Source organism: Alphaproteobacteria bacterium (genome assembly GCA_017308135.1).
In the GTDB taxonomy this organism is placed as follows: Bacteria; Pseudomonadota; Alphaproteobacteria; order CACIAM-22H2; family CACIAM-22H2; genus Tagaea.
Genome location: JAFKFM010000012.1, coordinates 133,098 through 154,715 on the forward strand (window position 1 = coordinate 133,098; position 21,618 = coordinate 154,715).

The window sequence follows — 21,618 nt, forward strand, 5'->3', positions numbered from 1 at the left end:
GACCCCATGTCCAATATCGCCGTCGCCCGCGTCATCGACCTCGCCAAATTCGATCAAGGCGATCTCGCCGCCAAGAAGGAAGTCGCCGCCGAATTCGATCGCGCCGGCCGCGAGAACGGGTTCATGATCCTGAAGGGTCACGGCGTCGATCTCGCCTTGCTCGACCGCTGCTTCGCCGAGGCGCGTCGCTTCTTCGCGCTGCCGATGGAAACGAAGAAGGCGCTGGGGCCCGAGACGCCGATCAATTTCAATGGCTATTTCGGCAAGGGCTCGGAAAGCGTGGGCAAGCTGTTCGGCGGCAATAACGGCGTTCAGCTGCGCGAGAAATTCATGATCAGCCGCCCGGTGCCGTCGGCCGAATACAAGCCCGACCATCCCGATGTGGGTTGGGAGTACCAGCCCAATCGCTGGCCCGATCTGCCCGGCTTCCAGGAAACATATCTCGCGCTCTATACGCAGATGGAACGCGCGTCGAAGATTGTCGTGCGCATCGCGTCGATGGCGCTCGGTCAGGACGAACATTGGTTCGACGACAAGTTCGACAAACACGAAAGCACGATGAGCTGGATGCACTACCCGCCCCAGCCCGAAGCGCCCACGGGCGAAGACATGCGCTCGCCGCCGCATTCCGATGTCGGCGCGATGACGTATCTCTTCCAAGATTCGGGCCTGGACGGCGCGCATCCCGGCGGGTTGCAAATCCTGGGTGACGACGGCGTGTGGCGCGACATGCGCGGCGTCGAAGGACAGATCATGATGAATATCGGCGACACGATGCGCCGCTGGACCAACGACCGCTGGCGCTCGTCCAAGCATCGCGTCGCCAACCCGCCGCGCGACCAAGCGCATACGGCGCGTATCTCGCTGGGTTTCTTCCAGAAGCCGAATTTCTGGGCGAAGCTCGATCCGGTTCCCGGCACGGCTTCGGCCGAAAACCCGTCGCGCTACGACGACATGTATGCGGGCGAATATATGCGCTTCCGCATGCTGCACTCGGTCGGCCAGCGCCAATTCGAGGGCAAGGTGCAGGACAAGACGATGTCGATCGGCCAATACGAGAAAGCCGGCGCGATGTGACGCCGGCGGCGATCCGGACCGCGACTATTCAGAAAAAGGTCCGGATCGCGTCGACGACACCGTACTCGCGATCGACGATCGGCATGACGCGCCATTTGTCGAAGGTCAGGCACGGGTGCGAAACGCCGAAGCCGACCATGTCGCCCACGCGCAAGGGTGAATCCGCCGGCACGTCGAGATAGCAGTGCTGATCGTTGAGCGACACGCAAACATGCCCGGCGAGCGCTTGCGGCGCGCGCGGCGTCGTGCCGGGCCGATACCAGAGTTTCGGCTCCGGCAGGAACGGATCGTAGGCGGTGTCGCGTTTGCCCAAGGTCACCAGCACGCGCGTGGGTTCCGGGCGCGATTGGACATAGGCCCAAACCTCCAACGCCGATTGCGGCCGGCCTTCGCGCGCGAACTCGGGCATGCGATGCGCGATCTGATCGAAGGCCAGATCGTACATCTTGGAATCATGCGTGAGGTAACAGCCCGAGCGGATCAGCGTGACCTTCTCGCGCTTCAACGTGAGGCTGGCGAATCGCCGCGCGACGATGTCGTAGAATGCCGAGCCGCCGGCGGTCAGGATCGCCGGCCCCTCGCCCCATAGGTTTTCCGCATCGACGCTTTCGGCGATCTTCGCCAGGAATTCGACGAAAGCCGTGACTTTCAAGGCGCCTTCGGGGCCCGAGACCAAGCCTTCGAAACCTTCCACGCCGCGCAAGGCGACGAACGGCGCCGCCGCCTTGATCGCACGCGCCAGTGCCAACGCGGCGTCATGGGTACGCACGCCCGTGCGCATCCCCGCCATGCCGCCTTCGAGGAAGACGCCGATCCGGCCGCGCAAATCCTTCGCGCGCGCGGCATCGACGAGGGCGGCCAGCCCTTCAGGCGAATCGATCAGGCAAAAGAATTCGAACGCCGTGTCGCGCGCCAGTTCGTCGACGACGTATCGGATGGCCTGTTTGCCGATCAATTGATTGGCGAGCACGATCCGCCGCACGCCGAAACGCCGCGCGACTTGGATCTGGGCGACATTGGCGAGGGTGATCGCCCAAGCGCCCGCATCGAGCTGGCGCTTGAACAGCTGCGGACTCATCGTCGTCTTGCCGTGCGGGGCGAGGATGGCGCCCGTCGCGGCGAGGAACTTCGCCATCAGCTTTTCGTTGGCTTCGATCGCGTCGCGCTTGAGCACGCAGACCGGCAGCGGCAGATCCTCCGCCAGAAGATTCCAGCCTTGCTTGCCGGCATCGCGCAAACGCAGCGAAGCGCCGCCGGGCACACCCTTGTCGAGGTCATCGAGCGTGCCGTCGAGGATCGCCGAGATATCCATGATCAGCGTTTCACGGCGAAGATCGCCTCGATCTCCACCGTCATGTTGTTGGGCAGACTGCCCATGCCGACGGCCGAGCGCGCATGGCGGCCGAGATCGCCGAACACTTCGACGAACAGATCCGAGCAGCCGTTGATCACTTGCGGCTGCGATCCGAAACCGGGGGCCGCATTGACCATGCCCAGCAGCTTCACGATGTAGTCGACGCGATCGAGACTGCCCAGCGCTTGGCGCACCGTCGCGAGAAGCCCGAGCCCGGTCGTGCGCGCGTGCTGATAGGCGGCGTCGACCGTCACGTCCTTGCCGACGATGCCGGTCTCGTAGCCGCCTTCCTTCCGGCGCGGGCCCTGGCCCGACAGATAAAGCGTATCGCCGTGCAGGCGGAACGGAACATAGGTCGCGACCGGCGCGACCGTTTCGGGCAACACGATTCCCAACGCTTTCAAGTTCGCTTCCGCCGACATGGCGAGATCTCCCTTCGCGGCGGATTTTCGAATGGCCCTTGCGAAAGGGCGAATGGCCGCGCAGGGCCGATTATAGCGGCTTGTATCGGACGAGTCCGCGCTCGACTTATCGGCGCACGAACATGATACCGTCCGCCGCATCCGTTGTGGCGCCGACGGGCCCCGCCGCGCGGTCCGCGGGCGCGGAGTTCGGCATTTCCAGGCGAATAATTCGCCCGGCATTCGCCGGATTATCCGTTTCGGCGGAACCGCAAATCATGCGCGCCGCGTCGCGCCGCGCAAACGCCAAGAACCGCGCGTCGATGCCGGCGGGATGGAGAATCGTATCGGCGTTCTGCAGCAAGCGCAGATCGCGAAGCGTCAGCAAATCCGGGGCTTCCGGAAGAACGACGATCTCGACATTCGCCTCGGGACCCGCCGCCCCCAATAGCGCGCGGTCTAGCGCGCGCTCGGCGGCTTGCGCGTCGCCCGCCATCGCCAAATCGGCGGCCGGGCCGCTTAGGACGCGTTCCCAAAACGCGCGCCGTTCGCCGAGATCGGGGATCGCCCGCGCGATCCGCGCACGCAATCGGCCCGCCCATTCGGCCAAACGGCCGAACGCCGCCGGTACGGCAAGCTCGATCCGCGTGCGCAAATGGCGTGCGAGAACCGGCGACGTTCCCGACGTGCAGATCGCGATCGTCACGGGATCGCGATCGACGATCGAAGGCCAAATGAAGTCGCAAAGCGCCGGACGATCGACGACATTGACCGGAATTTTCGCCGCCCGCGCGGCAGCGGCGACGATTTCGCCTTGCGCGGAATCGGCGCAAACGGCGAGGGCCGCGACGCCGATCGTGTCGAAAATTTCCGCGCGGCGGACAACGGCGCCCGCTTGCGCAAGCTGCTCGGCCTTGGCATCGGCGATCCGCCCCGCGCCGATCACCAAAACGGGCTTGCCCGAAAGATCGAGGAAGATCGGGAAATGGCGCATCAGGCGGCCTCCCGGATCAGGGCGGCGAGCATCGCGCGCAATTCGGGCACGCAAGAGCCGCAATTGGTGCCCGCCTTCGTCGCCGTCCCGATCGCGGCCGCACTTGCACAGCCACCCGCGATCGCGTCCTCGATCGTACCCGCACGCACGCCGTGGCAGGCGCAGATCAGCGCGCCGACCGAGGCTTCACCCGATGGCGGATATCCCGACAGCAGCGCGCGGCGTTCGACCGCATCGATCGTATCCTTCGCGAACAACCCGGCGAGCCAGGCGCCGTCGGGCAAGGTCTCGCGCGGGCCGACGAATAGAACCGCCGCCAAGCGCCCGTCTTTGAACGTCGCGGCGCGATATCGCCCACCGGCCGCGTCGATATAATCGATGCGCGCGTCGGCCTGTCCGATCAGCGCATCGATATCCGGCGCGCCGATCCCCGCAAGGTCGTAGCGCGTATGCGCAACACCGGCACTGGCGAGCCAATAATCGGCAAGAGGTGCCGCACCGTCGCGCCGCAGCAGGAAGCCTTCCCACGCCGGCACCCAGGATTGGAGCCGCACGGGCGTGTGTTTGAGTTCGGGCTGGCCGGAGATCGGATCGACCGCCGGATTGATCGTGGCGTTGACGCGCGCATGCGATCCGTGCGTGCCGGTCCAATGGAACGGCGCGTAAATCTCGCCGGACGTTTGGCCCGCGTCGAGACTTACGCGCAATATCGCAGCACCCCAGCGCGACGCGAGTTTCGCGAAACCGCCATCGTTAAGGCCATGCTTGGTCGCATCTTCCGGATTGATGGCGACATAGGCTTCGCGGATATGGCCGGCAAGACGCGGGGATTTTCCCGTCCGCGTCATCGTATGCCATTGGTCGCGCACGCGGCCGGTGTTCAAGATCAGCGGGAAAGCGCCGTCCGGCGCGTTGACGGGCGCGCGCGGCACCGTGGGAACGAATCTCGCTTTACGATCGGCCGTGTAGAACCCGCCCGCGGCGAAGAAGCGTTCGCGCGCGGGCCATTGCGTCGGGCGCATCGCATCGTAATCGAGATCGATCAGATGGGCGAGATCGAAATCCCGCGTGCCGCCATTCTCGAACGCCGACAGCCGCGCATGCTCGGCGAATATCTCGGCCGGACCGTTCCACGCGAAGGCGGCGCCCGCCCCCAGCCGCTTGGCGACCTGCGCGACGATCCACCAATCTTGCTTCGCCTCCCCCGGCGGCGGCAAGAACGGACGCTGGCGGGAAATACGCCGCTCGCTATTCGTCACCGTGCCGTCTTTCTCGCCCCAGGCGAGCGCCGGGAGTTTCACATGCGCATGGTCGAGCGTGTCGGTGCGCGAAACGCAATCCGACACGACGACCAGCTTGCACTTGGCGAGGGCGGCTTTGACGCGATCGGCATCCGGCAGACTGGCGGCCGGGTTCGTCGCCATCACCCATACGGCCTCGATCTCGCCGCGTTCGATCGCAGCGAACAGATCGACGGCCTTCAAGCCGGGTTTCGTCGCGATGGTTGGGCTGTCCCAGAAGCGCCGCACCCGATCGACATCGGTGGGTGCGAAATCCATATGCGCCGCGAGTTGATTCGATAAGGCACCCACCTCGCGCCCGCCCATCGCGTTGGGCTGGCCGGTGACCGAAAACGGCCCCATGCCGGGCTTGCCGATGCGCCCCGTGGCGAGATGGCAATTGACGATGGCGTTGACCTTGTCCACGCCCGCCGAGGATTGATTCACGCCCTGCGAATAGACCGTGACGGTTTTCGGCGTGCGCGCGAACATGTCGAAAAACGCCGCCACGTCGCGCGGATGCAAGCCGCAATCGCGCGCGACCGCCGCGCGATCGGGCAGATCGCCCAAGGCCGCGAAACCGTTCGTGTGTTTGGCGACATAGTCGGCGTCGATCGCGCCGGTTTCGTGCAAATGCCGAAGAAGCCCGGCAAACAACGCCACGTCGCTGCCCGGTTTCAACGGCAAATGCAGTTCGGCATCTTCGCAGCTCGCCGTGCGGCGCGGATCGATCACGACGATCTTGGGCAAGCCGCCGCGCACGCTGCGTGCCGCCAGCAAGCGCTGATGCAGCACGGGGTGGCACCAGGCGAGATTGGAGCCGACGAGCACGATCAGCTCGGCGAGCTCGAAATCCTCGTAATTGCCGGGCACGGTGTCCGACCCGAAGGCGCGCTTATGCCCCGCGACGGAGGACGCCATGCACAACCGCGAATTCGTGTCGATATTCGCGGTTCCGATCCAGCCTTTGATCAGCTTGTTGGCGGCGTAGTAATCCTCGGTCAGCAACTGACCGGAAACATAGAACGCGACCGCGTCGGGGCCCCTACGCTTGACGATTTCGGCGAAGCCGTCGGCGACGCAATTCAGGGCCGTATCCCAATCGACGCGCTTGCCGTCAACCTCCGGATAGAGCAAGCGGCCGTCGAGATCGATCGTCTCGCCCAGCGCCGAGCCCTTGGAGCACAAGCGCCCGAAATTCGCGGGATGTTCAGGATCGCCCTTGATCGTGCCGTCGGACGAGGCGATCACGCCGCACCCCACGCCGCAATAAGGGCACGTGGTGCGCGTGGGTTTCATCAATAAACGTCCCGCTGATAGCGTTTATCGGCGGCGAGTTTCTGGACGAAGGCTTTGGCGGCGGTTTCGTCCATATTGCCGTGCGCCGCGACGATCTCGCGCAACGCGGCGTCCACATCGCGCGCCATGCGGCTGGCGTCGCCGCAGACATAGACATGCGCACCGTCGTTCAGCCACGCCCAGAGCTCGGCGCCCGCGTCGCGCATGCGATCCTGGACATAGATTTTCTTGGCGCCGTCGCGCGAGAAAGCGAGATCGAGCCGTGTCAGCGTACCATCGGTTTGGAAAGCCTCGATCTCGTCGCGATAGATGAAGTCGCAGGCTTCGTGCTGATCGCCGAAGAACAGCCAATTCTTGCCCGGCGCTTGCGTCGCGCGGCGTTCTTCGAGGAAGGCGCGGAAGGGCGCGATCCCCGTCCCCGGCCCGATCATAATGACCGGCTTCGACAAATCGTCGGGCAGGCGGAACCCGTGTGCGGGCTGCACGAAGCAGCGCAGCCTCGCACCCGGCGGATGGCGCTCGGCCAGGAAGGTCGAAGCGACACCTTGGCGTGCGCGATCGTTGCGCCTGTAGCGCACGACGCCGATCGTCAAATGCACTTCGCCTTCATGCGCGCGCGGGCTCGACGCGATCGAATAGAGGCGCGGCTGCAATTCCTCGAGGCTCGCCAGCAATTCGTCGAGCGGCGGGCGTACGAAAGGGAATTTCAGCAGCAGATCGAGCAGATCGGGATCGGCGAGCGGCGCATCTGCGGCGCCATCGAGAATCTTGGCGAGCCCCTCGCGATCCTCGGGACGCGCCGCATGTTTCATCATCGTCTCGACGACGCTGTCGCCCGGCCGCGCGATATCGAGCGTCGTCGACAGCATATCGCGCAGCGGCATTTTTCGGCCTTCGCGCTCGACCATCTGCGAAGGCACGCTGCCCAACGCCGCGACGACCGCATCGACCAAAGCGGGATCGACCGGCGCATAAAGGCCGAAAGCGTCGCCGGGGCGATAGTCGAGCCCTGTACCCGACAGATCGAACACGACATGGCGCGTATCCTTGGCCGAACCCGCGCCGTTCAACGGCGTCGCGCCCTTGAAGACGGCCTCGGCGATCAAGCGGCCGGGCGGATGCGCCGCTTCGGCTTTGATCGCCGTCGGCGCCACGGCCGGCGCTTCGGCCATCAAGGCCCGTAGCGCCTTGCTCGTTTCCTTGCCGCCGGGCACGCATTTGCCGAGCGATTTCTCGGCGCCCGACGCGATTGCCTCGCCATAGGTCTGGCACAGATAGCCGCATTGGCCGCAATCGAGCTGCGCCATCGCCGCCATCAAGCGGCGCGGCAAGGCGCGGTCTTTCGCCATCGCCAAGCGGTCGTCGAGATCGAAGGCCGGATCGTGCCAGGGAAAATCCTCTTCCGCGACGACCGGCGCTGCGGCGGCCTCGCCCGTGTCGCCGCCCATCATGCCGGCGAAATAGCCGTTGAGCCACGCGCGCTGCGCCGCCGAGAACGGCGCTTCCTCGGGCAATTTGGGGATATAGACGGTCACGCCGCCAATTCCTTGGCGGAGGGTTCGAGGGCGGCGCGCAAACACGCCACATCCTGGCGCGACGCCCAAGCATGGAAGCTCTCGCCCGGCTGGCGCCCGGCAAGATAGACCGTCAGCAGCGCCTCGATCCGCGCGGGCAACGCTTCGGCCGCGACATCGCGCATCACTTCGCGGCCGAGCCCGCGCTCCGCCCCGGCCCCGCCGCCGACGAACAAGTGATAGCCTTCGATCTGCGCGTCGCCCGCGTCGATCTTGGTCGCGATCAAGCCGATATCGCCGACATAGTGCTGGGCGCAGGAATGATGGCAGCCGGTCAGATGGATATTGACCGGCGTGTCGAGCGCCAAACGTGTTTCGAGATGCGTCGCGATGCGCTCGGCATGCAGCTTGGTGTTCGCGGCGGCGAATTTGCAGCCCGCATTGCCCGTGCAAGCGATTAAGCCGCCGCGCGGGTTGGACGCGCGCCAATCGAGATCAAGCGCTTCGATCGCCGACTTGGCCGCGTCGAGCTGCGCGTCGGGCACATCCGGGATCAGCAAATTCTGCCAAACGGTCAGGCGCAGCGCGCCGCTGCCGAATTTCTCGGCGATCGCCGCAAGGCCGCGCATCTGTGCCGCTTCCATGCGCCCCGCCGACATGACAACGCCGATCCAGTTCAGGCCCGACTGGTTTTGCGCATGCACGCCCAAATGCCCCGCCCGGTCGATGGGCCCGCGCGGTTCGCAAACCTCGAGCGGTACGCGATCGAGCTTGCGGCCGAGCGTCGTCTCGACTTCCGCGAGGAACTTGTCGAAGCCCCACGCATCGAGCAGATATTTGAGCCGCGCCTTCTTGCGGTCCGTGCGGTCGCCATGCGCGCAATAGACGCGCAGAATCGCGTCCGACATGGCGATCGCGTCCTTGGGCGCCACGACCACGCCGGTGTCGCGCGCGAAATCGTGATGGCCGGTGATACCGCCCAGCATCAGGCGGAACCACACGCCCGGCGCCACGCCGTGGCCTTTGCCGATCTTCACGGCGGCGAAGCCGATATCGTTCGTGTCTTCCAGAACGCCGATCTTGCCGCCGCCGTCGAAGGCGATGTTGAACTTGCGCGGCAGCGCCGAAAGATGCCGGCCGTTGAGAATATGGTACTGGAGCTTTCTGCCCAGATCGCGCGTGTCGATCAATTCCTGCGGATCGATCCCGGCGGCCGGGCTGCCGGTGATGTTGCGGATATTGTCGGCGCCCGTCCCGCGCGCGGTGAGGCCCAGCTCCTGCAACGCGATCAGGAAATCCGGCGCATCCTTGGGCGCGATTTCGCGGATCTGGAGATTGTTGCGCGTCGTCACATGCGAATAACCGCCGCCCATTTTCTCGGCGAGATCGGCGAGGCCGCGCATCTGGCGCGCGTCGAGCACGCCATGATGGATGCGCAGGCGGCACATATACGAATCCTGCGCCGGCGCGACATGGAACAGGCCGAAATACTTGGTCAGAAAAACGTCGGACCCTTTCGGGGCCGAATTCGTTTCGGCGGCCGCGACCAGCGCGTTCCAGCGATCGAGCGGCGGCGTTTTGCGCTTGGCCTGTTCCTCGACCGATAGCTTCCCGCCCGCCGCGACCGCGCGATCCTGCGCCTCGAACATCGCCGCGTCGGGATTGGGCGCGGCCGAGCCGCCGCCGCCGACGGCAAGCCCCGCGGGCAAGCCCAAAGCCGCACGGCGCGCGGCGACACCGGTCGCGAAGCCCGCGAGATATTGCTTTTGCTCGTCGGTGAAATCGTCCATGGCCTAAGCCGCCTGGGAAACAGGTGCGCCGAACGCGATGCGATCGCGCCAATGCGAGATGTCGCGGCGCGTGGCGATTGCGTCGGCGTACCAGCCGGAACCTTCGGTGTCGCCGTAAAGCACGGCGCCTTCCAGCCGGTCGTCGCGCAGGATCAGCTTGCGATAGACGCCAAGGGCGGGATCGGAAAAAATCAACGTTTCCGCGCCCGGCGTTTCGCGCACGATCCCGGCCGAGAATAGCGACACGCCGGAGACTTTGAGCGTCGTCGCGACGCTCGAGCCTTCGTAAGTCGCCGTGCGCCCGGCCAAGAGATCGGCAAGAACGCGCGCCTGATTCCAAATCGGGCCGACCAAGCCGAAACACGCGCCGCGATGCTCGATGCATTCCCCCAGCGCGTGGATGTCGGGATCGACGCTGCATAGCGCATCATCCACCCGTATGCCGCGCCCGCAATCGAGCCCGGCCGATCGCGCCAGCGTGACTTCCGGCGCGATGCCGACCGCCATAACGACGAGCGACGCCGGAATGCGTTTTCCGTCCTTCAGCACGACGGCGTCCGCTTCGATCCGGTCGGTCGAAGCGCCAAGGTGCAGTTCGATGCCGCGCTTGGCGATTTCTTGCGCCAAAAGCCGCGCCGCCGCCGCATCGAGCTGGCGTTCCATCAGATCGTCCATCAGATGGACAAGGGCGACGCGCACGCCGCGCCTGGCCAAGCCATACGCGGCTTCCAGGCCGAGCAGACCGCCGCCGATAACGACCGCCGTACTACCGGTTTCGGCCGCGCGCAAGCGTTCGATATCGACGAGATCGCGAAAGGCGACGGCGCGTTCGGCGCCGGGCAAGTTCAAACGGATCGCGCGCGAGCCGGTCGCGAGCACCAGCTTGCCGTAGCTCTCGCGGCGCCCCGAGGCGAGCGTGATCGTCTTCGCGGCACGGTCGATCGCAACGACGGGATCGCCGGTGACGAGATCGATGCCGCGCGCCGCGTACCAATCGCGATCGCCCAGCCCGATATCGGCGAGCGTCGCTTCCCCCGCCAAGACCGACGACAACAGGATGCGGTTATAGGCGGGATGCGGCTCGGCGCCGATCGCCAGAACGCCGTTCGCGCGGCCGCGCGCGTCGAGTTCGGCCAGCAGGCGCTGACCCGCCATGCCATTTCCGACGACGACGATGCGCGACGGCGCGGCGCTCATGCCGCGATCGACGGCGCCTTGTGGCGCGCGTAAAGGAATTCGAGAACCGCCGCCCGCGCCGACAGATAGGTCTGGTTGGCGACCAGATCGAGCCGCTTGCGCGGCCGGGCGAGATCGACGTCCAGCACTTCGCCGATCGTCGCGGCCGGGCCGTTGGTCATCATCACGATGCGGTCGGAGAGCAGCACCGCCTCGTCGACGTCGTGCGTGACCATCAGCACCGTGTTGCCCAGGCGCGCATGGATCTCCATGACCGAGTCCTGCAGATGCGCGCGGGTCAGCGCGTCGAGCGCGCCGAACGGCTCGTCCATCAGCAGCACTTTGGGCTGCATGGCGAGCGCGCGCGCGATCCCCACACGCTGCTTCATGCCGCCGGAGATTTCGCCCGGGCGCTTGTCCTTGGCGTGGCCCATATGGACGAGTTCGAGCTGCTGCATCGTCCAATCGTGGCGTTCGGCCTTCGATTTCGCGCCGCCGAACACCTTGTCCACCGCCAAGCGCACATTGTCGTAGACCGTGAGCCACGGCAGCAGCGAATGGTTCTGGAAAACGACCGCGCGATCGGGGCCGGGCTCCTCCACCGCTTGGCCGTCGAGGAACACGACGCCTTTGGTCGTGTCGGCGAGGCCGGCGACGATGTTGAGCAGCGTCGACTTGCCGCAACCCGAATGGCCGATGATCGACACAAACTCGCCCTTGGCGATGTCGAGATTGACGTCGCGCAGAACCTCGCTGGTCGTCCCGCCACGCTTGAACGACTTGTCGATCCGGTCGAGCTTCAGATAAGCGTTCATTTCGCCCTCCGCCTCAGTTCGAAGCCGTGCCGCGCGTGACGCGCGTCGCGACGAAAGCCACGATCCGATCGAGGGCGAAACCCACGATGCCGATATAGACCAGCGCCACGATGATGTCGGGAATGCGCGAGGAGTTCCACGCGTCCCAAATGAAGAAGCCGATGCCCACACCGCCGGTCAGCATTTCGGCCGCGACAATGGCGAGCCACGCCAAACCGATGCCGATGCGCAGCCCCGTGAAGATGTAGGGTGCGGCGGCGGGCAGCATGATCTTGGCGAAGAACTCAAGATGATTGAGCCGCAACACCTGCGCGACGTTACGGTAATCCTGCGGGATGTTGCGGATGCCGACCGCCGTGTTGATCAGGATCGGCCAGATCGCCGTGATGAAGATCACGAAAATCGCCGAAGGATTGGCGTCGCGGAACGCCGCCAAGGAAATGGGCAGCCATGCCAGAGGCGGAACGGTCCGCAATATCTGGAACACCGGGTCGAGCCCGCGCATCGCCCACACCGATTGGCCGATGATCGCCCCCACGAGGATGCCGACGATCGTGGCGGCGCCGAAGCCGATCGCCACGCGCTGGAGCGACGTGAGAACGCGCCAGCCCAGCCCCATATCCTGCGAGCCCGCGACGTAGAACGGCTCCGAGATCAAGTCGAATGCCTGATCCCATACGACCGTCGGGGCGGGCAGCGTGGCACCCGGCCGATCGAAGGCGATCTGCCAGACGGCGAGAATGATCGCGACCGTCACGGCCGGGGGCAGCAGATTGACCCACAACGCGTTCAGGATCGGTTTGATCCGTTCGGCGAGCGACGGGGTCGCGCGCTTGAGCGGCACGATCGCGGCCGGCCCGGCGGCTTTCGCCGCCGGCACCGTCTCGAGCTTGCGTGCGGGTAGGCCCATTTCCATCGCTCCCTCAGACCGCCGCGCGCTTGATGCGCACGGCCTTGAGATACTCGGCCGGGTTCGCCGGATCGAATTTCACGCCGTCGAAGAACGTTTCGACGCCGCGCGAATCGCCCGACACGTGATCCGAGATACCGAGCGCCTTGGCGGACTGGATCCACAAATCCGAACGGTTGGTCTTGTCGACCAGACCCTTCACGTCGAAATCGTGCTTGTAGCGGCCCCAGCGGATGTTCTCCGTCATGAACCAGGTGTCGAGGCTCTTCCACGGATAGGACACCGTGCCGCCCTTGCCCCAGAACTTCATGTAGAGATTGGTGCCCTTCTCGGCGCGGCCATTGCCGTAATTGATGTCGCCCTTCAGGCGCAGATTGATGTCGGCGGGCGGCACGTTGAACCATTGGCGGCGGCCGACGATGTTGGCGAGCTCGTCCTTGTTGCCGTCGCCAGCGCACCATTGCTGGGCTTCCATCACCGCCATCATGATCGCTTGCGCGGCCTTCGGGTTCTTATCGACCCACTCGGCGCGCATGCCGAGCACCTTTTCCGGGTGGTTGAACCACAGCTCGCCCGTGGTCAGCGCCGAGAAGCCGATATTCTGGTTCACCAGCTGCTCGTTCCACGGCTCGCCCACGCAGAACGTGTCCATATTGCCGACGCGCATATTCGCGACCATCTGCGGCGGCGGGACGACGATCACGCGGATATCGCTGTCGGGATCGATGCCGCCGGCGGCGAGCCAGTAACGCATCCAAAGATCGTGCGTGCCGCCCGGGAAAGTGACGGCGGCGGTCAATTCGCCGCCACGCGCCTTCTTGCGCTCGAACGCGGCTTTGAGCGGCGAGGAATCCTTGCCGACGCCGAGGTCCTTATATTCGTTGGAAACGGAGATCGCCTGCCCGTCCTCGTTAAGGTTTAGCAGCACATACATCGGCGTGGGCACGTTGTTCTGCGTAACCAAGCCGGTCGTGATCATATGCACCATCGGGCGCAGGATATGCGCGCCGTCGATGCCGTTGCTGGCCCCGCCCAGCACCATGTTGTCGCGCGTGGCCCCCCACGACGCCTGCTTGGAAACTTCGACGTCGGGCACGCCGTGCTTGGCGAACAGCCCGCGTTCCTTGGCGATGATCAGCGGCGCGCTGTCGGTCAACGCGATATAGCCGAGCACGGCTTTCTTGGTCTCGGGGCCCGCGCTCTGCGCGAAAGCGCCGGCGGGGAAGCTCGCGCGCGCGGCGGCGAACAAGGCGGCGGTGGCGGAAGCGCCCTTCAAAAGGCTGCGGCGGCCGAGCTTGCGGGTCATCGTTCGATCTCCTTGGCATTGGGGTTGAGGGTCGCGGGCGAAGAACCCGCCGGATCGGAATCGTGCGGCACGGGATCGAAAACCCGGCCGTCGAAGAAAATGTCGGAACCCAGCTCGATCGGGCCTTCGCCGGTCTCGAGCGTGTATTTGTCGCGATGCGTGCCTTCGCTCTTGAAATCGACGTCGGGCGAAGCCACGCCCAAACGGCGCGCGGCGGCGCGATAGACGTCGGGCCGGCACACCGCATCGACCAGCGCGTAGACGTCCACTTCCGGCCCGATCTGGCCCCAGCGGCGCATCTGGGCGAGCGTCCACAGCGCCTGACTGCGCCACGGGAAATTCGCTTGATAGCGATGGAAAACGTGGAAATCGGGAATGTGGCGCGGACCCGCCCCGGTCTGCACCGTGCCGCCCAACGTCGCCATCAGGATCGATTCCGGCGCGTCGCAATAATCCGATCGCGCGAGCAAACGCGCCGCGTCCAAGCGGTTGGCCGGATCGTCGAGCCAGCGGCACGCTTCGATCAGCGCCATCACCAGCGCCACATGCGTGTTGGGATGCCGCTCGGCCCAGGACCGCGTGACACTGAAAATCTTTTCCGGGTGGTTGTTCCACACCTCGTAGGTCGCGGCAGCGAAGCGCCCGACGCCGAGATCGACCGCAAGCTGGCCGAAGGGCGCGCCCACGCAATAGCCGTCGATTTCGCCGTCGACCAGGCTGCGCAACATGCGCGGCGGCGGGACGACCGCCAACTCGACCTCGCGATCGGGATCGATGCCCGACGCGGCGAGCCAGTAGCGCAGCAGATAGTTATGGCTCGAATACGCGAAAGTGACGCCGAAGCGCGGCGGCTTCAGACCGCGCGCGCGACGCGCGTCGAGCGCGCGGCGTAAGGATTCGCCCGTCGCCATCGGATCGAGGCCGGAACCGTCGTCGAGTTCGCGCCAAAGCTCGCGCGAGATGACGATCGCGTTGCCGTTGAGGCCGATCGTCATGCCCGTGACCATCGCCTTGCGATTGCCGCCAAGGCCGAGCGTGGCCGCAAGCGGCATGGCGGCGAGGGTCTGGGCGCCATCGAGCGCTTCGACCGCGACCTTGTCGCGCACCGTCGCCCACGAAGCCTCGCGCGACAGATCGACCGACAGGCCTTGGCGTTCGAAGAACCCTTTCTCGCGCGCCACGACCAGCGGCGCGCAATCGGAAAGCGGCACGAACCCCAAGGTCAGCTGCGTTTTCTCGAGCCCTTGCACGTCGTTTTCGCCCCCCAACGCGATCCCGAACCCGGAAATCCGGGCCCAAAAACAAAAACGGCGTCCGCATCGATCCCGCGCCGAGCATTGGCGCGTCTGATCTCTGCGGGACGCCGTTGTCCCTGGGGCTTTCGCCCGTCGCTTGCGTGGGGCCCGTCCTCGACGCCATTGCCGAGACCGCGACCGCACGCGTGCAGTTCGCTCGGTATTCAGCAACGCGCGTGCCAATTGGCGCCGGACCGCGATTCGTGGGCTTTCGGCCTGGGATTCCGGCGAGTCATCGCCGCGCGCGCGGATGCGGCGGACCGGGTGCGGCGCAGCAAAAAACGGGCAATCGTACCGCGCACGCGCCCAAATTTCGTGCGGTCAGCGTTTCAGAAGCTGCGCGTAGGAGACGAGTTCGCGCGCGACATCGGCCAATCTTTGGTGCCGATCCATGGCGAGTTTGCGCAAGGTGCGGAACGCCTCTTCCTCGCCGATCCCCTTGCTGTCCATCAAAATGCCCTTGGCGCGCTCGATCGTCTTGCGTTCCTCCAAACCCGCGCGCGCCGCGTCGAGCTCCGCCTTCAAACGCTGATGTTCGCGAAAGCGCGCGACCGCGACATCAAGGATGGGTTTGACCCGCTTGGGCGCCAAGCCATCGACGATATAGGCGCTGACGCCGGCACGGATCGCTTCGCGGGTCGCGGATTCGTCCGACTCGTCGACGAACATCACCACCGGTTGCGCGCCCTCGCCGGCCACCGCCTTCATGGAATCGAGCGTGTCGCGATCGGGCGATTCGATATCGACGATCACCAGGCCCGGCTTGTGGCGGCGAATGCCTTCGATGACGTCGTCGCCGGGGCCGAGCGTCGCGACGATGCGATAGCCCGAGCCGTCGAGCGCCTCGCGCACCAGTTCGGCGCGCGACGCGTCGGCGTCGACCAGAACGATATCAATGACTTCGGGCTCGAGCGCGGACATCCGCGCCCGCACTTGCAGGGCGCGTGCCGGGCGCGGCGGCGGCTTACCGAACCCGCCGGATCGCCGACGGCGTCCGATCGGGTGCAGCACCCGTTGTCGTGCGGCGGGCGAGCGGGGCGCGCGAACGCGATAGCCCCATCGCGGCTACTGGTCGCCTTCCGCAGGCGGGAAGATGTGCTTCCACATCCGCATCGTGCCGCTGAGGATGATCACGACGAAGATCGCGCCCCAGATTCCGATCGAGATCGAGCTATCCCAGAACACCGAGAGATCGCCCTGACTCATGAAAAGCCCTTCGCGGAAATGCTTCTCGATCATGGGGCCGAGCACGACGCCGACGACCAGCGGCGCCAGCTGGAATTCGAGCTTGCGCAATACATAGCCGAGCATGCCGAGCCCGAGCAGCAGCGACACGTCGAACATGCTGTTGCGCAGGCTATAGGCGCCGATAACCGCCATCATCAAGATCGTCGGCAGCAGAATATAGACCGGGATCCGCAGCATGTTGACCCAGAGGCCGATCATCGGAACGTTGATCACCACCAGCATGATGTTGCCGATGAACATCGACGCGATAACCGCCCAGAAAATCTCCGGGTAACTGGTCATCAGCAACGGGCCCGGCTGCACGTTGTGCACCATCATGGCGCCGAGCATCAGTGCCGTCGCCGAACTGAAGGGAATTCCGAGACCGAGCAGCGGCACCATCAACGACGTCGCCGCCGCGTTGTTGGCCGTTTCGGGCGCGGCAACTCCTTCGACCGCGCCTTCGCCGATCTCGTTCTTGTATTTGGAGACCGCCTTCTCGAGACGATAGGCCGTGAAAGTGGACAGCGTCGTCGCGGGCCCCGGAATCAGCCCGAATAGAAATCCAACAAATGTGCCCCGCCCGATCGGCGCCCAGGAGCGCCGCATCTCCTCGCGCGTCGGCAGCATTTCGCGAACCCGCACGCGCATCGGCTTCGTCTGGGCGGTCAGCGCCTCGACGACGAACATGATCTCCGCGATGCCGTAGATACCGACCGCCAGGACCGCCAATTCCAATCCCTGGCTGAGGTCGTTGATGCCGAACGTGAAACGATATTGGCCCGAAACCGCTTCCTGACCGATGGTGCTGAGCAGAAGCCCGATCGCCATCGGCAACAGGCCCGCCGCCACCGAACCGGCCGATATTCGCGATAGCAAAAGCAAGCCGCCCGCCGTCAACGCGAAGAACTCGCCCGGACCGAAGATGATCGCCAGTTCGGAGAGCGTCGGCACGAACAACATGACGCCGATGACCGAGATCGTGCCGCCGACGAAAGAACCGACGGCGACGATGAACAGAACGGCGCCGGCCCGCCCTTTCTTCGTGAGCTTGTATCCGTCGATACACGTCATCACCGAGGCGGCTTCGCCCGGCATGTTCATCAGAATGGCGGTGGTGGAGCCGCCATACATGGCGCCGTAAAGCATACTCGCCATCATGATGAGGCCCGTGCTCGGCCCCATCGCGAAGGTGAACGGCAGCAACAACGCAAGCCCGGCGGTCGGGCCGAAACCCGGCAAGACCCCGATCGCGGTCCCGGCGAACGCGCCCGCGAACGCGGCGAGCAGGTTCTGATAAGTGAAGGCGAGGCTCAGCCCGTACAAAAGTCCTTCGAGGGGCTCCATCCGTATCGGCCTTCCTTCAGATATCCAGTATTCCGCGCGGCATCGGAACGTTCAGCAGTCGCACGAAGACCAAGTAGAGCGTCGCGGAGATGATCAGCGACGCGACGATCACGCGCGGCCAAGTCACGTCCGACAGCACGCGCATGAGAAGGATCAGGAACAAGGCACTCGCGACGAGCTGCCCCAGCCACGGCAAGGCGACGATGTAGACGAACAGCGCCGCCAGGAGCACGAGCAGTCGCAGACGATCCCGACCGGCGGGCAGATCGACCCGCTCCACGGGCGCGGTCCGCAAGCCTTCCCACAACGTGCTCAAACTTCCGATCACGAGCAAGACGCCGACCAACAGCGGAAAGACGCCGGCCCCGGGCCGGGCCAGCTCCCCGAAGGGGAGCCGGGCCGACGCCCCGAGATAGCCCGCAGACAGCAACAATCCGGCCCCGCCGACGGCGAGATAGCCTTTGCGCTTCTGGATGCGCGACACGTTCATGACGCAGGGATTTCCGGTTTACTTCGCCGCGTTGTCTTTAAGTCTTTCGGCGAAGTCCCGCCCCTGACGCAGAAGATCTTCCTTCGTCGCGTCCGGGCCTTTCACGTCGGGCGTGAAATCCTGCTTCTTGGCGAACACGGCCCAATCCTCGCTGCGGCCGACCTGGGTCGAAGCGGCGACGAGCTTGTCGAGCACATCCTTCGGCAGGCCCTTTGGCCCGAAGAGATAGAACTCGGCCAAAATCGACACATCGGCATGGACATCGTCGATCGAATCAGCTTCGGGAAACACCGCGTGCTTGCCGCGCTGGAAAACCGCAAGCGGGCGCAACTTACCCGCCGCGACCTGCCCCGCACCCACGGAAACCGAACCCGCACTCGCTTCGACACGGCCGCCCAGCACGGCCAGCGTCGCTTCGGCCCCGCCGCCGCTGAACGGCACGGGCACGATCCGCACACCCGCGACCTTGTTCAATTTCTGGATCGAAAGTTCGCCCAGCGTGCCCACGCCGGGAATGGCGATGCGCATCTTGCCCGGATTGCGCTTCGCGTCGGCGACGAATTCCGCATAGTTCTTCCACGGCGCTTCCGTGCGCACGTAAAGAACGTCGGAGCGATAGCCGAGCTTGACGATCGGCTGATAGTCGTCCGGCGACTTGAAGACGAGCGACGGATTCAACAGGGGCTGCAGGACCAGCGCGTCGTTCGCGACGAAACCGATCGTATAGCCATCGGGCCTCGACTGGATGACCTGGGTGCTGCCGATCGTGCCGGTTCCGCCGGGCTTGTTCTCGACGTTGATCTTCGCGCTCATCGCCTTCGCAAGCTCGCCGGCGAACTGCCGCCCGATGATATCGGTCGATCCGCCGATGCCGAAGGGGATGACGAGCGTGATCTCGCGCGACGGATAGGACTGGGCTTGCGCCATGGAAACGGCGCCCAGCAGCACGGCCGCGGACAACACGCCGCGGCGGGAAAGTTTGGCGAAGGATTTCACGGGGGTTTCTCCTGTCGGGGAAATGATCAAGAAGCGAGTGCGAGCTTCAATTCGGCGTTCAGGTTGCTAAGAACGGTGCGATGCAGCACGCGCGGCTGCACCTCGACGTTGAAATTGTCGGCGCCGCGATGCAGCAGACTGCCGTTGTCCCACATCAAGACATCGCCCTTGCTCCACGCGTGGCGATGAACGAACTGATCCTGCGTGGCATAGGCCTCAAGCGCATCGATCGGCGCGCGGCCTTCGCTTTCCCGGCCTTCGAGATACGCGGCGTGCTCGCCCATGAAGAACCCCTTGCGGCCCGAATGGGGATTCACGCGGATCAGCGGGTGCGACATCGGCGGGCCGGCATCCGCGATCTCCTGCGCCGTCGGCACCTTGCCGGCGCGCCGCATCGAGTACTCGCGGCTATGGACGATGCGGACATTCTCCAGCTTGGCCTTCTCCGGCGCGGGTAACGCGTCGTAGGCGGCGCACATATCCGCGAAGCACGTTTCGCCGCCGATCGGCGGCAAAATGACCGGGTGCAGGATCGTCGCGAAACACGGCGTGGACAGGAACGACTTGTCGGTGTGCCAGCGCTTGGTTTCAAGATCGCCGAGCGGCTTGCCGTCGCGGCCGATATTGGTGACGATGTTCAGCAACGGCAGCGGATTTTCGCGCCCCCGGTTGGCGATGACGAAAAGCTCGAGCGAACCGAATTGCTGCGTGAAAGCGACTTGCTGCTCGCCGCTCAGCGATTGGTCGCGAAAGCAGATGGCCTTGTGGCGGACCAAAGCGTCCAGCACGGCCTTGCGCGTCGCGTCGTTCAGCGGTTTGCGCAAGTCCAACCCGATGATCTCGGCCGCGAATTTGTCCGAGAGCGGGCGGATCGTGAATGGCGCCGGCCCGCTGTTTCCCGAAACGTCAGACATCACTCATGTCTCCTGAAAAAGTGTCTCCTGATAAAGCGTTCCTCGACCCGCGGATTGATCGCGCGGCATTGGAGATTTTCACGGACCGCATTCGCTGCGAAACGTAAATCCGCATCTCCAGTCCTCGATTTGTATGCAGCTTTAAATGAGAAATTCAAGAACCGAGTAGTTCGAGCTGGTATGCGACGCGAAAACCGATCAAAGAATTCGGCGTCGAAACAATCCGATCGCGGTCGATGCCACGGACGCGCAGCTTGCATCTATAAACAAGGTGCTTCTCGCCGACGCGAAGAACTGGTTCGCTTCGCACAAGCCGGAATTAATCGGTCTCCGACATGAAATCGCTTCCGCGCGCGATGCGGGCGGAAGCGCAGATCGACGGCATACAATTCGCCCCATATAATTTTTATATGACGCGCGTTTCATTGTGTTTTGGACATGCCCTTCGCGCATGAGGCGAAATGGCATCAATACGAAACGCCGCGACGCGCGGCGCAACGGGAGAGACGCGGCTTTGCGCATCGGGTTCGTCGGTCTTGGAAATATGGGCACGCCGATGGTGCGGCGCCTGCTCGGCGCGGGGCATTCGGTCGCCGTGTTCAGCCGCAATACGGCCGAGCGCGACCGCTTAGTCGCCGAGGGCGCCATCCGCGCCGAGAATCTCTCGGCTTTGGTCCGCAATATCGACGCGTTGTGCGGCTGCCGCGTGACGCCACACGATTCGGAATCGTTGTTTCTAGCGCCCGAAACGATCGCCGCCGGCGCGCCGCGCGGCCTGCTCTGCGTCGACTTTTCGACGATCGATCAGGCGACGTCGATCAGAATCTCCAACCGGCTTGCGGCGTCCGGAATTCAGTATCTCGACGCGCCGGTCAGCGGCGGCCCGAGTGCCGCGGCCAAGGGCACGCTCAGCGTCATGGTCGGCGGCACGCAAGCCGCGTTCGATCGCGCCAAGCCGATCTTCGACGCCGTCGGCGGCAGCGTCACGTTCATGGGCCCGCCGGGAACCGGCGTGGCGATCAAGCTTTGCAACAACCTGATCACCGGCACGATGCACGTGTTGATCGCCGAGGCGATGGTGCTGGCGACGAAGGCGGGGATCGAGCCGCAGAAGGTCTACGACGTGCTGCGCGCAAGCTCGGCGCGCAGCAACACGCTGGAGCGCGTGATGCCGCAGCACTTCCTGCCGCGCGACTTCGAGCCGCGCTCGGCACTCACCACGATCATCAAGGATCTCGACTGCGCCGCCGCCACCGCGCGCCTGCACGGGATGACGCTGCGTTTGCCCGAGACGGCGCGCAAATGCTTCCTGGAAGCCGCCGCGGACGGGCATGGCGCAAAGGATCTCGCCGCCGTGATTTTGACGCTGGAGCGCCAAGCGGACGCGCAAGCGGCTTGACGCTCACCCGACAAGAAACAACGACAACCCTCCG

At 65.0% G+C, this 21,618-nt stretch carries 18 protein-coding genes; 2 read left to right on the plus strand and 16 right to left on the minus strand.

Annotated features, from left to right (window positions below; all coding sequences use genetic code 11):
• Window positions 1–6: 6 nt before the first annotated feature.
• The gene (locus tag J0H39_22045; GenBank protein MBN9499447.1) at window positions 7–1,077 is read left to right on the plus strand and encodes an isopenicillin N synthase family oxygenase; all 1,071 of its coding nucleotides are present in this window, start codon (window positions 7–9) and stop codon (window positions 1,075–1,077) included.
• A 28-nt stretch (window positions 1,078–1,105) separates the two neighbouring features.
• Here J0H39_22045 and J0H39_22050 read toward each other — a convergent pair whose 3' ends face one another.
• The 16 genes from J0H39_22050 to J0H39_22125 form a co-directional block, all read right to left on the minus strand.
• On the minus strand, window positions 1,106–2,389 hold the full coding sequence (locus J0H39_22050; protein MBN9499448.1) for an alanine racemase: 1,284 nt from the start codon (window positions 2,387–2,389) through the stop codon (window positions 1,106–1,108).
• A gap of 2 nt (window positions 2,390–2,391) precedes the next feature.
• A complete protein-coding gene (locus tag J0H39_22055) occupies window positions 2,392–2,853 on the minus strand; it encodes a RidA family protein (protein ID MBN9499449.1) in 462 nt (153 codons plus the stop codon).
• 106 nt (window positions 2,854–2,959) lie between these two features.
• Window positions 2,960–3,826: a bifunctional precorrin-2 dehydrogenase/sirohydrochlorin ferrochelatase gene (locus tag J0H39_22060; GenBank protein ID MBN9499450.1), complete on the minus strand. Its 867-nt coding sequence runs from the start codon at window positions 3,824–3,826 to the stop codon at window positions 2,960–2,962.
• On the minus strand, window positions 3,826–6,405 hold the full coding sequence (locus J0H39_22065; protein MBN9499451.1) for a molybdopterin-dependent oxidoreductase: 2,580 nt from the start codon (window positions 6,403–6,405) through the stop codon (window positions 3,826–3,828). The genes J0H39_22060 and J0H39_22065 overlap by 1 nt, the downstream gene beginning before the upstream one ends.
• The gene (locus tag J0H39_22070; protein MBN9499452.1) at window positions 6,405–7,949 is read right to left on the minus strand and encodes a sulfite reductase subunit alpha; all 1,545 of its coding nucleotides are present in this window, start codon (window positions 7,947–7,949) and stop codon (window positions 6,405–6,407) included. Before J0H39_22070 ends, J0H39_22065 begins: the two co-directional genes overlap by 1 nt.
• Entirely contained in the window at window positions 7,937–9,709 is a 1,773-nt protein-coding gene (locus J0H39_22075; GenBank protein ID MBN9499453.1) for a NirA family protein, read from the minus strand. Before J0H39_22075 ends, J0H39_22070 begins: the two co-directional genes overlap by 13 nt.
• A 3-nt stretch (window positions 9,710–9,712) precedes the next feature.
• Window positions 9,713–10,906: an NAD(P)/FAD-dependent oxidoreductase gene (locus J0H39_22080; GenBank protein MBN9499454.1), complete on the minus strand. Its 1,194-nt coding sequence runs from the start codon at window positions 10,904–10,906 to the stop codon at window positions 9,713–9,715.
• Window positions 10,903–11,700, minus strand: coding sequence for an ABC transporter ATP-binding protein (locus J0H39_22085; protein ID MBN9499455.1), 798 nt, complete (start codon window positions 11,698–11,700; stop codon window positions 10,903–10,905). The genes J0H39_22080 and J0H39_22085 overlap by 4 nt, the downstream gene beginning before the upstream one ends.
• A 13-nt stretch (window positions 11,701–11,713) precedes the next feature.
• Complete coding sequence (gene ntrB, locus J0H39_22090; protein MBN9499456.1) at window positions 11,714–12,610, minus strand: nitrate ABC transporter permease; 897 nt, start codon at window positions 12,608–12,610, stop codon at window positions 11,714–11,716.
• A gap of 13 nt (window positions 12,611–12,623) precedes the next feature.
• Window positions 12,624–13,916: an ABC transporter substrate-binding protein gene (locus J0H39_22095; protein ID MBN9499457.1), complete on the minus strand. Its 1,293-nt coding sequence runs from the start codon at window positions 13,914–13,916 to the stop codon at window positions 12,624–12,626.
• Window positions 13,913–15,190, minus strand: a complete 1,278-nt coding sequence (locus J0H39_22100; GenBank protein ID MBN9499458.1) for an ABC transporter substrate-binding protein — start codon at window positions 15,188–15,190, stop codon at window positions 13,913–13,915. Before J0H39_22100 ends, J0H39_22095 begins: the two co-directional genes overlap by 4 nt.
• 342 nt (window positions 15,191–15,532) lie before the next feature.
• On the minus strand, window positions 15,533–16,132 hold the full coding sequence (locus J0H39_22105) for an ANTAR domain-containing protein (protein ID MBN9499459.1): 600 nt from the start codon (window positions 16,130–16,132) through the stop codon (window positions 15,533–15,535).
• A gap of 144 nt (window positions 16,133–16,276) precedes the next feature.
• Window positions 16,277–17,785 carry a tripartite tricarboxylate transporter permease gene (locus J0H39_22110; protein MBN9499460.1) on the minus strand — a complete coding sequence of 503 codons (1,509 nt, stop codon included), beginning with the start codon at window positions 17,783–17,785 and terminating at the stop codon, window positions 16,277–16,279.
• Window positions 17,786–17,801: 16 nt separating this feature from the next.
• On the minus strand, window positions 17,802–18,275 hold the full coding sequence (locus tag J0H39_22115; GenBank protein MBN9499461.1) for a tripartite tricarboxylate transporter TctB family protein: 474 nt from the start codon (window positions 18,273–18,275) through the stop codon (window positions 17,802–17,804).
• Window positions 18,276–18,293: 18 nt separating this feature from the next.
• Complete coding sequence (locus J0H39_22120) at window positions 18,294–19,271, minus strand: tripartite tricarboxylate transporter substrate binding protein (protein ID MBN9499462.1); 978 nt, start codon at window positions 19,269–19,271, stop codon at window positions 18,294–18,296.
• Window positions 19,272–19,297: 26 nt separating this feature from the next.
• A complete protein-coding gene (locus J0H39_22125; GenBank protein MBN9499463.1) occupies window positions 19,298–20,185 on the minus strand; it encodes a TauD/TfdA family dioxygenase in 888 nt (295 codons plus the stop codon).
• Window positions 20,186–20,699: 514 nt separating this feature from the next.
• Between J0H39_22125 and J0H39_22130 the strand changes: the two genes are divergently transcribed.
• Entirely contained in the window at window positions 20,700–21,584 is an 885-nt protein-coding gene (locus J0H39_22130) for an NAD(P)-dependent oxidoreductase (GenBank protein MBN9499464.1), read from the plus strand.
• Window positions 21,585–21,618 lie beyond the last annotated feature (34 nt).

Bases quoted from the DNA above. Each gene is read 5' to 3' on its own strand.
- J0H39_22075 (MBN9499453.1), bottom strand. From the start codon at position 9,709: ATGGACGATTTCACCGACGAGCAAAAGCAATATCTCGCGGGCTTCGCG.
- J0H39_22115 (MBN9499461.1), bottom strand. From the start codon at position 18,275: ATGAACGTGTCGCGCATCCAGAAGCGCAAAGGCTATCTCGCCGTCGGC.
- J0H39_22080 (MBN9499454.1), bottom strand. From the start codon at position 10,906: ATGAGCGCCGCGCCGTCGCGCATCGTCGTCGTCGGAAATGGCATGGCG.
- J0H39_22105 (MBN9499459.1), bottom strand. From the start codon at position 16,132: ATGTCCGCGCTCGAGCCCGAAGTCATTGATATCGTTCTGGTCGACGCC.
- J0H39_22055 (MBN9499449.1), bottom strand. From the start codon at position 2,853: ATGTCGGCGGAAGCGAACTTGAAAGCGTTGGGAATCGTGTTGCCCGAA.
- J0H39_22045 (MBN9499447.1), top strand. From the start codon at position 7: ATGTCCAATATCGCCGTCGCCCGCGTCATCGACCTCGCCAAATTCGAT.
- J0H39_22065 (MBN9499451.1), bottom strand. From the start codon at position 6,405: ATGAAACCCACGCGCACCACGTGCCCTTATTGCGGCGTGGGGTGCGGC.
- J0H39_22110 (MBN9499460.1), bottom strand. From the start codon at position 17,785: ATGGAGCCCCTCGAAGGACTTTTGTACGGGCTGAGCCTCGCCTTCACT.
- J0H39_22050 (MBN9499448.1), bottom strand. From the start codon at position 2,389: ATGGATATCTCGGCGATCCTCGACGGCACGCTCGATGACCTCGACAAG.
- ntrB (MBN9499456.1), bottom strand. From the start codon at position 12,610: ATGGGCCTACCCGCACGCAAGCTCGAGACGGTGCCGGCGGCGAAAGCC.
- J0H39_22085 (MBN9499455.1), bottom strand. From the start codon at position 11,700: ATGAACGCTTATCTGAAGCTCGACCGGATCGACAAGTCGTTCAAGCGT.
- J0H39_22060 (MBN9499450.1), bottom strand. From the start codon at position 3,826: ATGCGCCATTTCCCGATCTTCCTCGATCTTTCGGGCAAGCCCGTTTTG.
- J0H39_22095 (MBN9499457.1), bottom strand. From the start codon at position 13,916: ATGACCCGCAAGCTCGGCCGCCGCAGCCTTTTGAAGGGCGCTTCCGCC.
- J0H39_22125 (MBN9499463.1), bottom strand. From the start codon at position 20,185: ATGTCTGACGTTTCGGGAAACAGCGGGCCGGCGCCATTCACGATCCGC.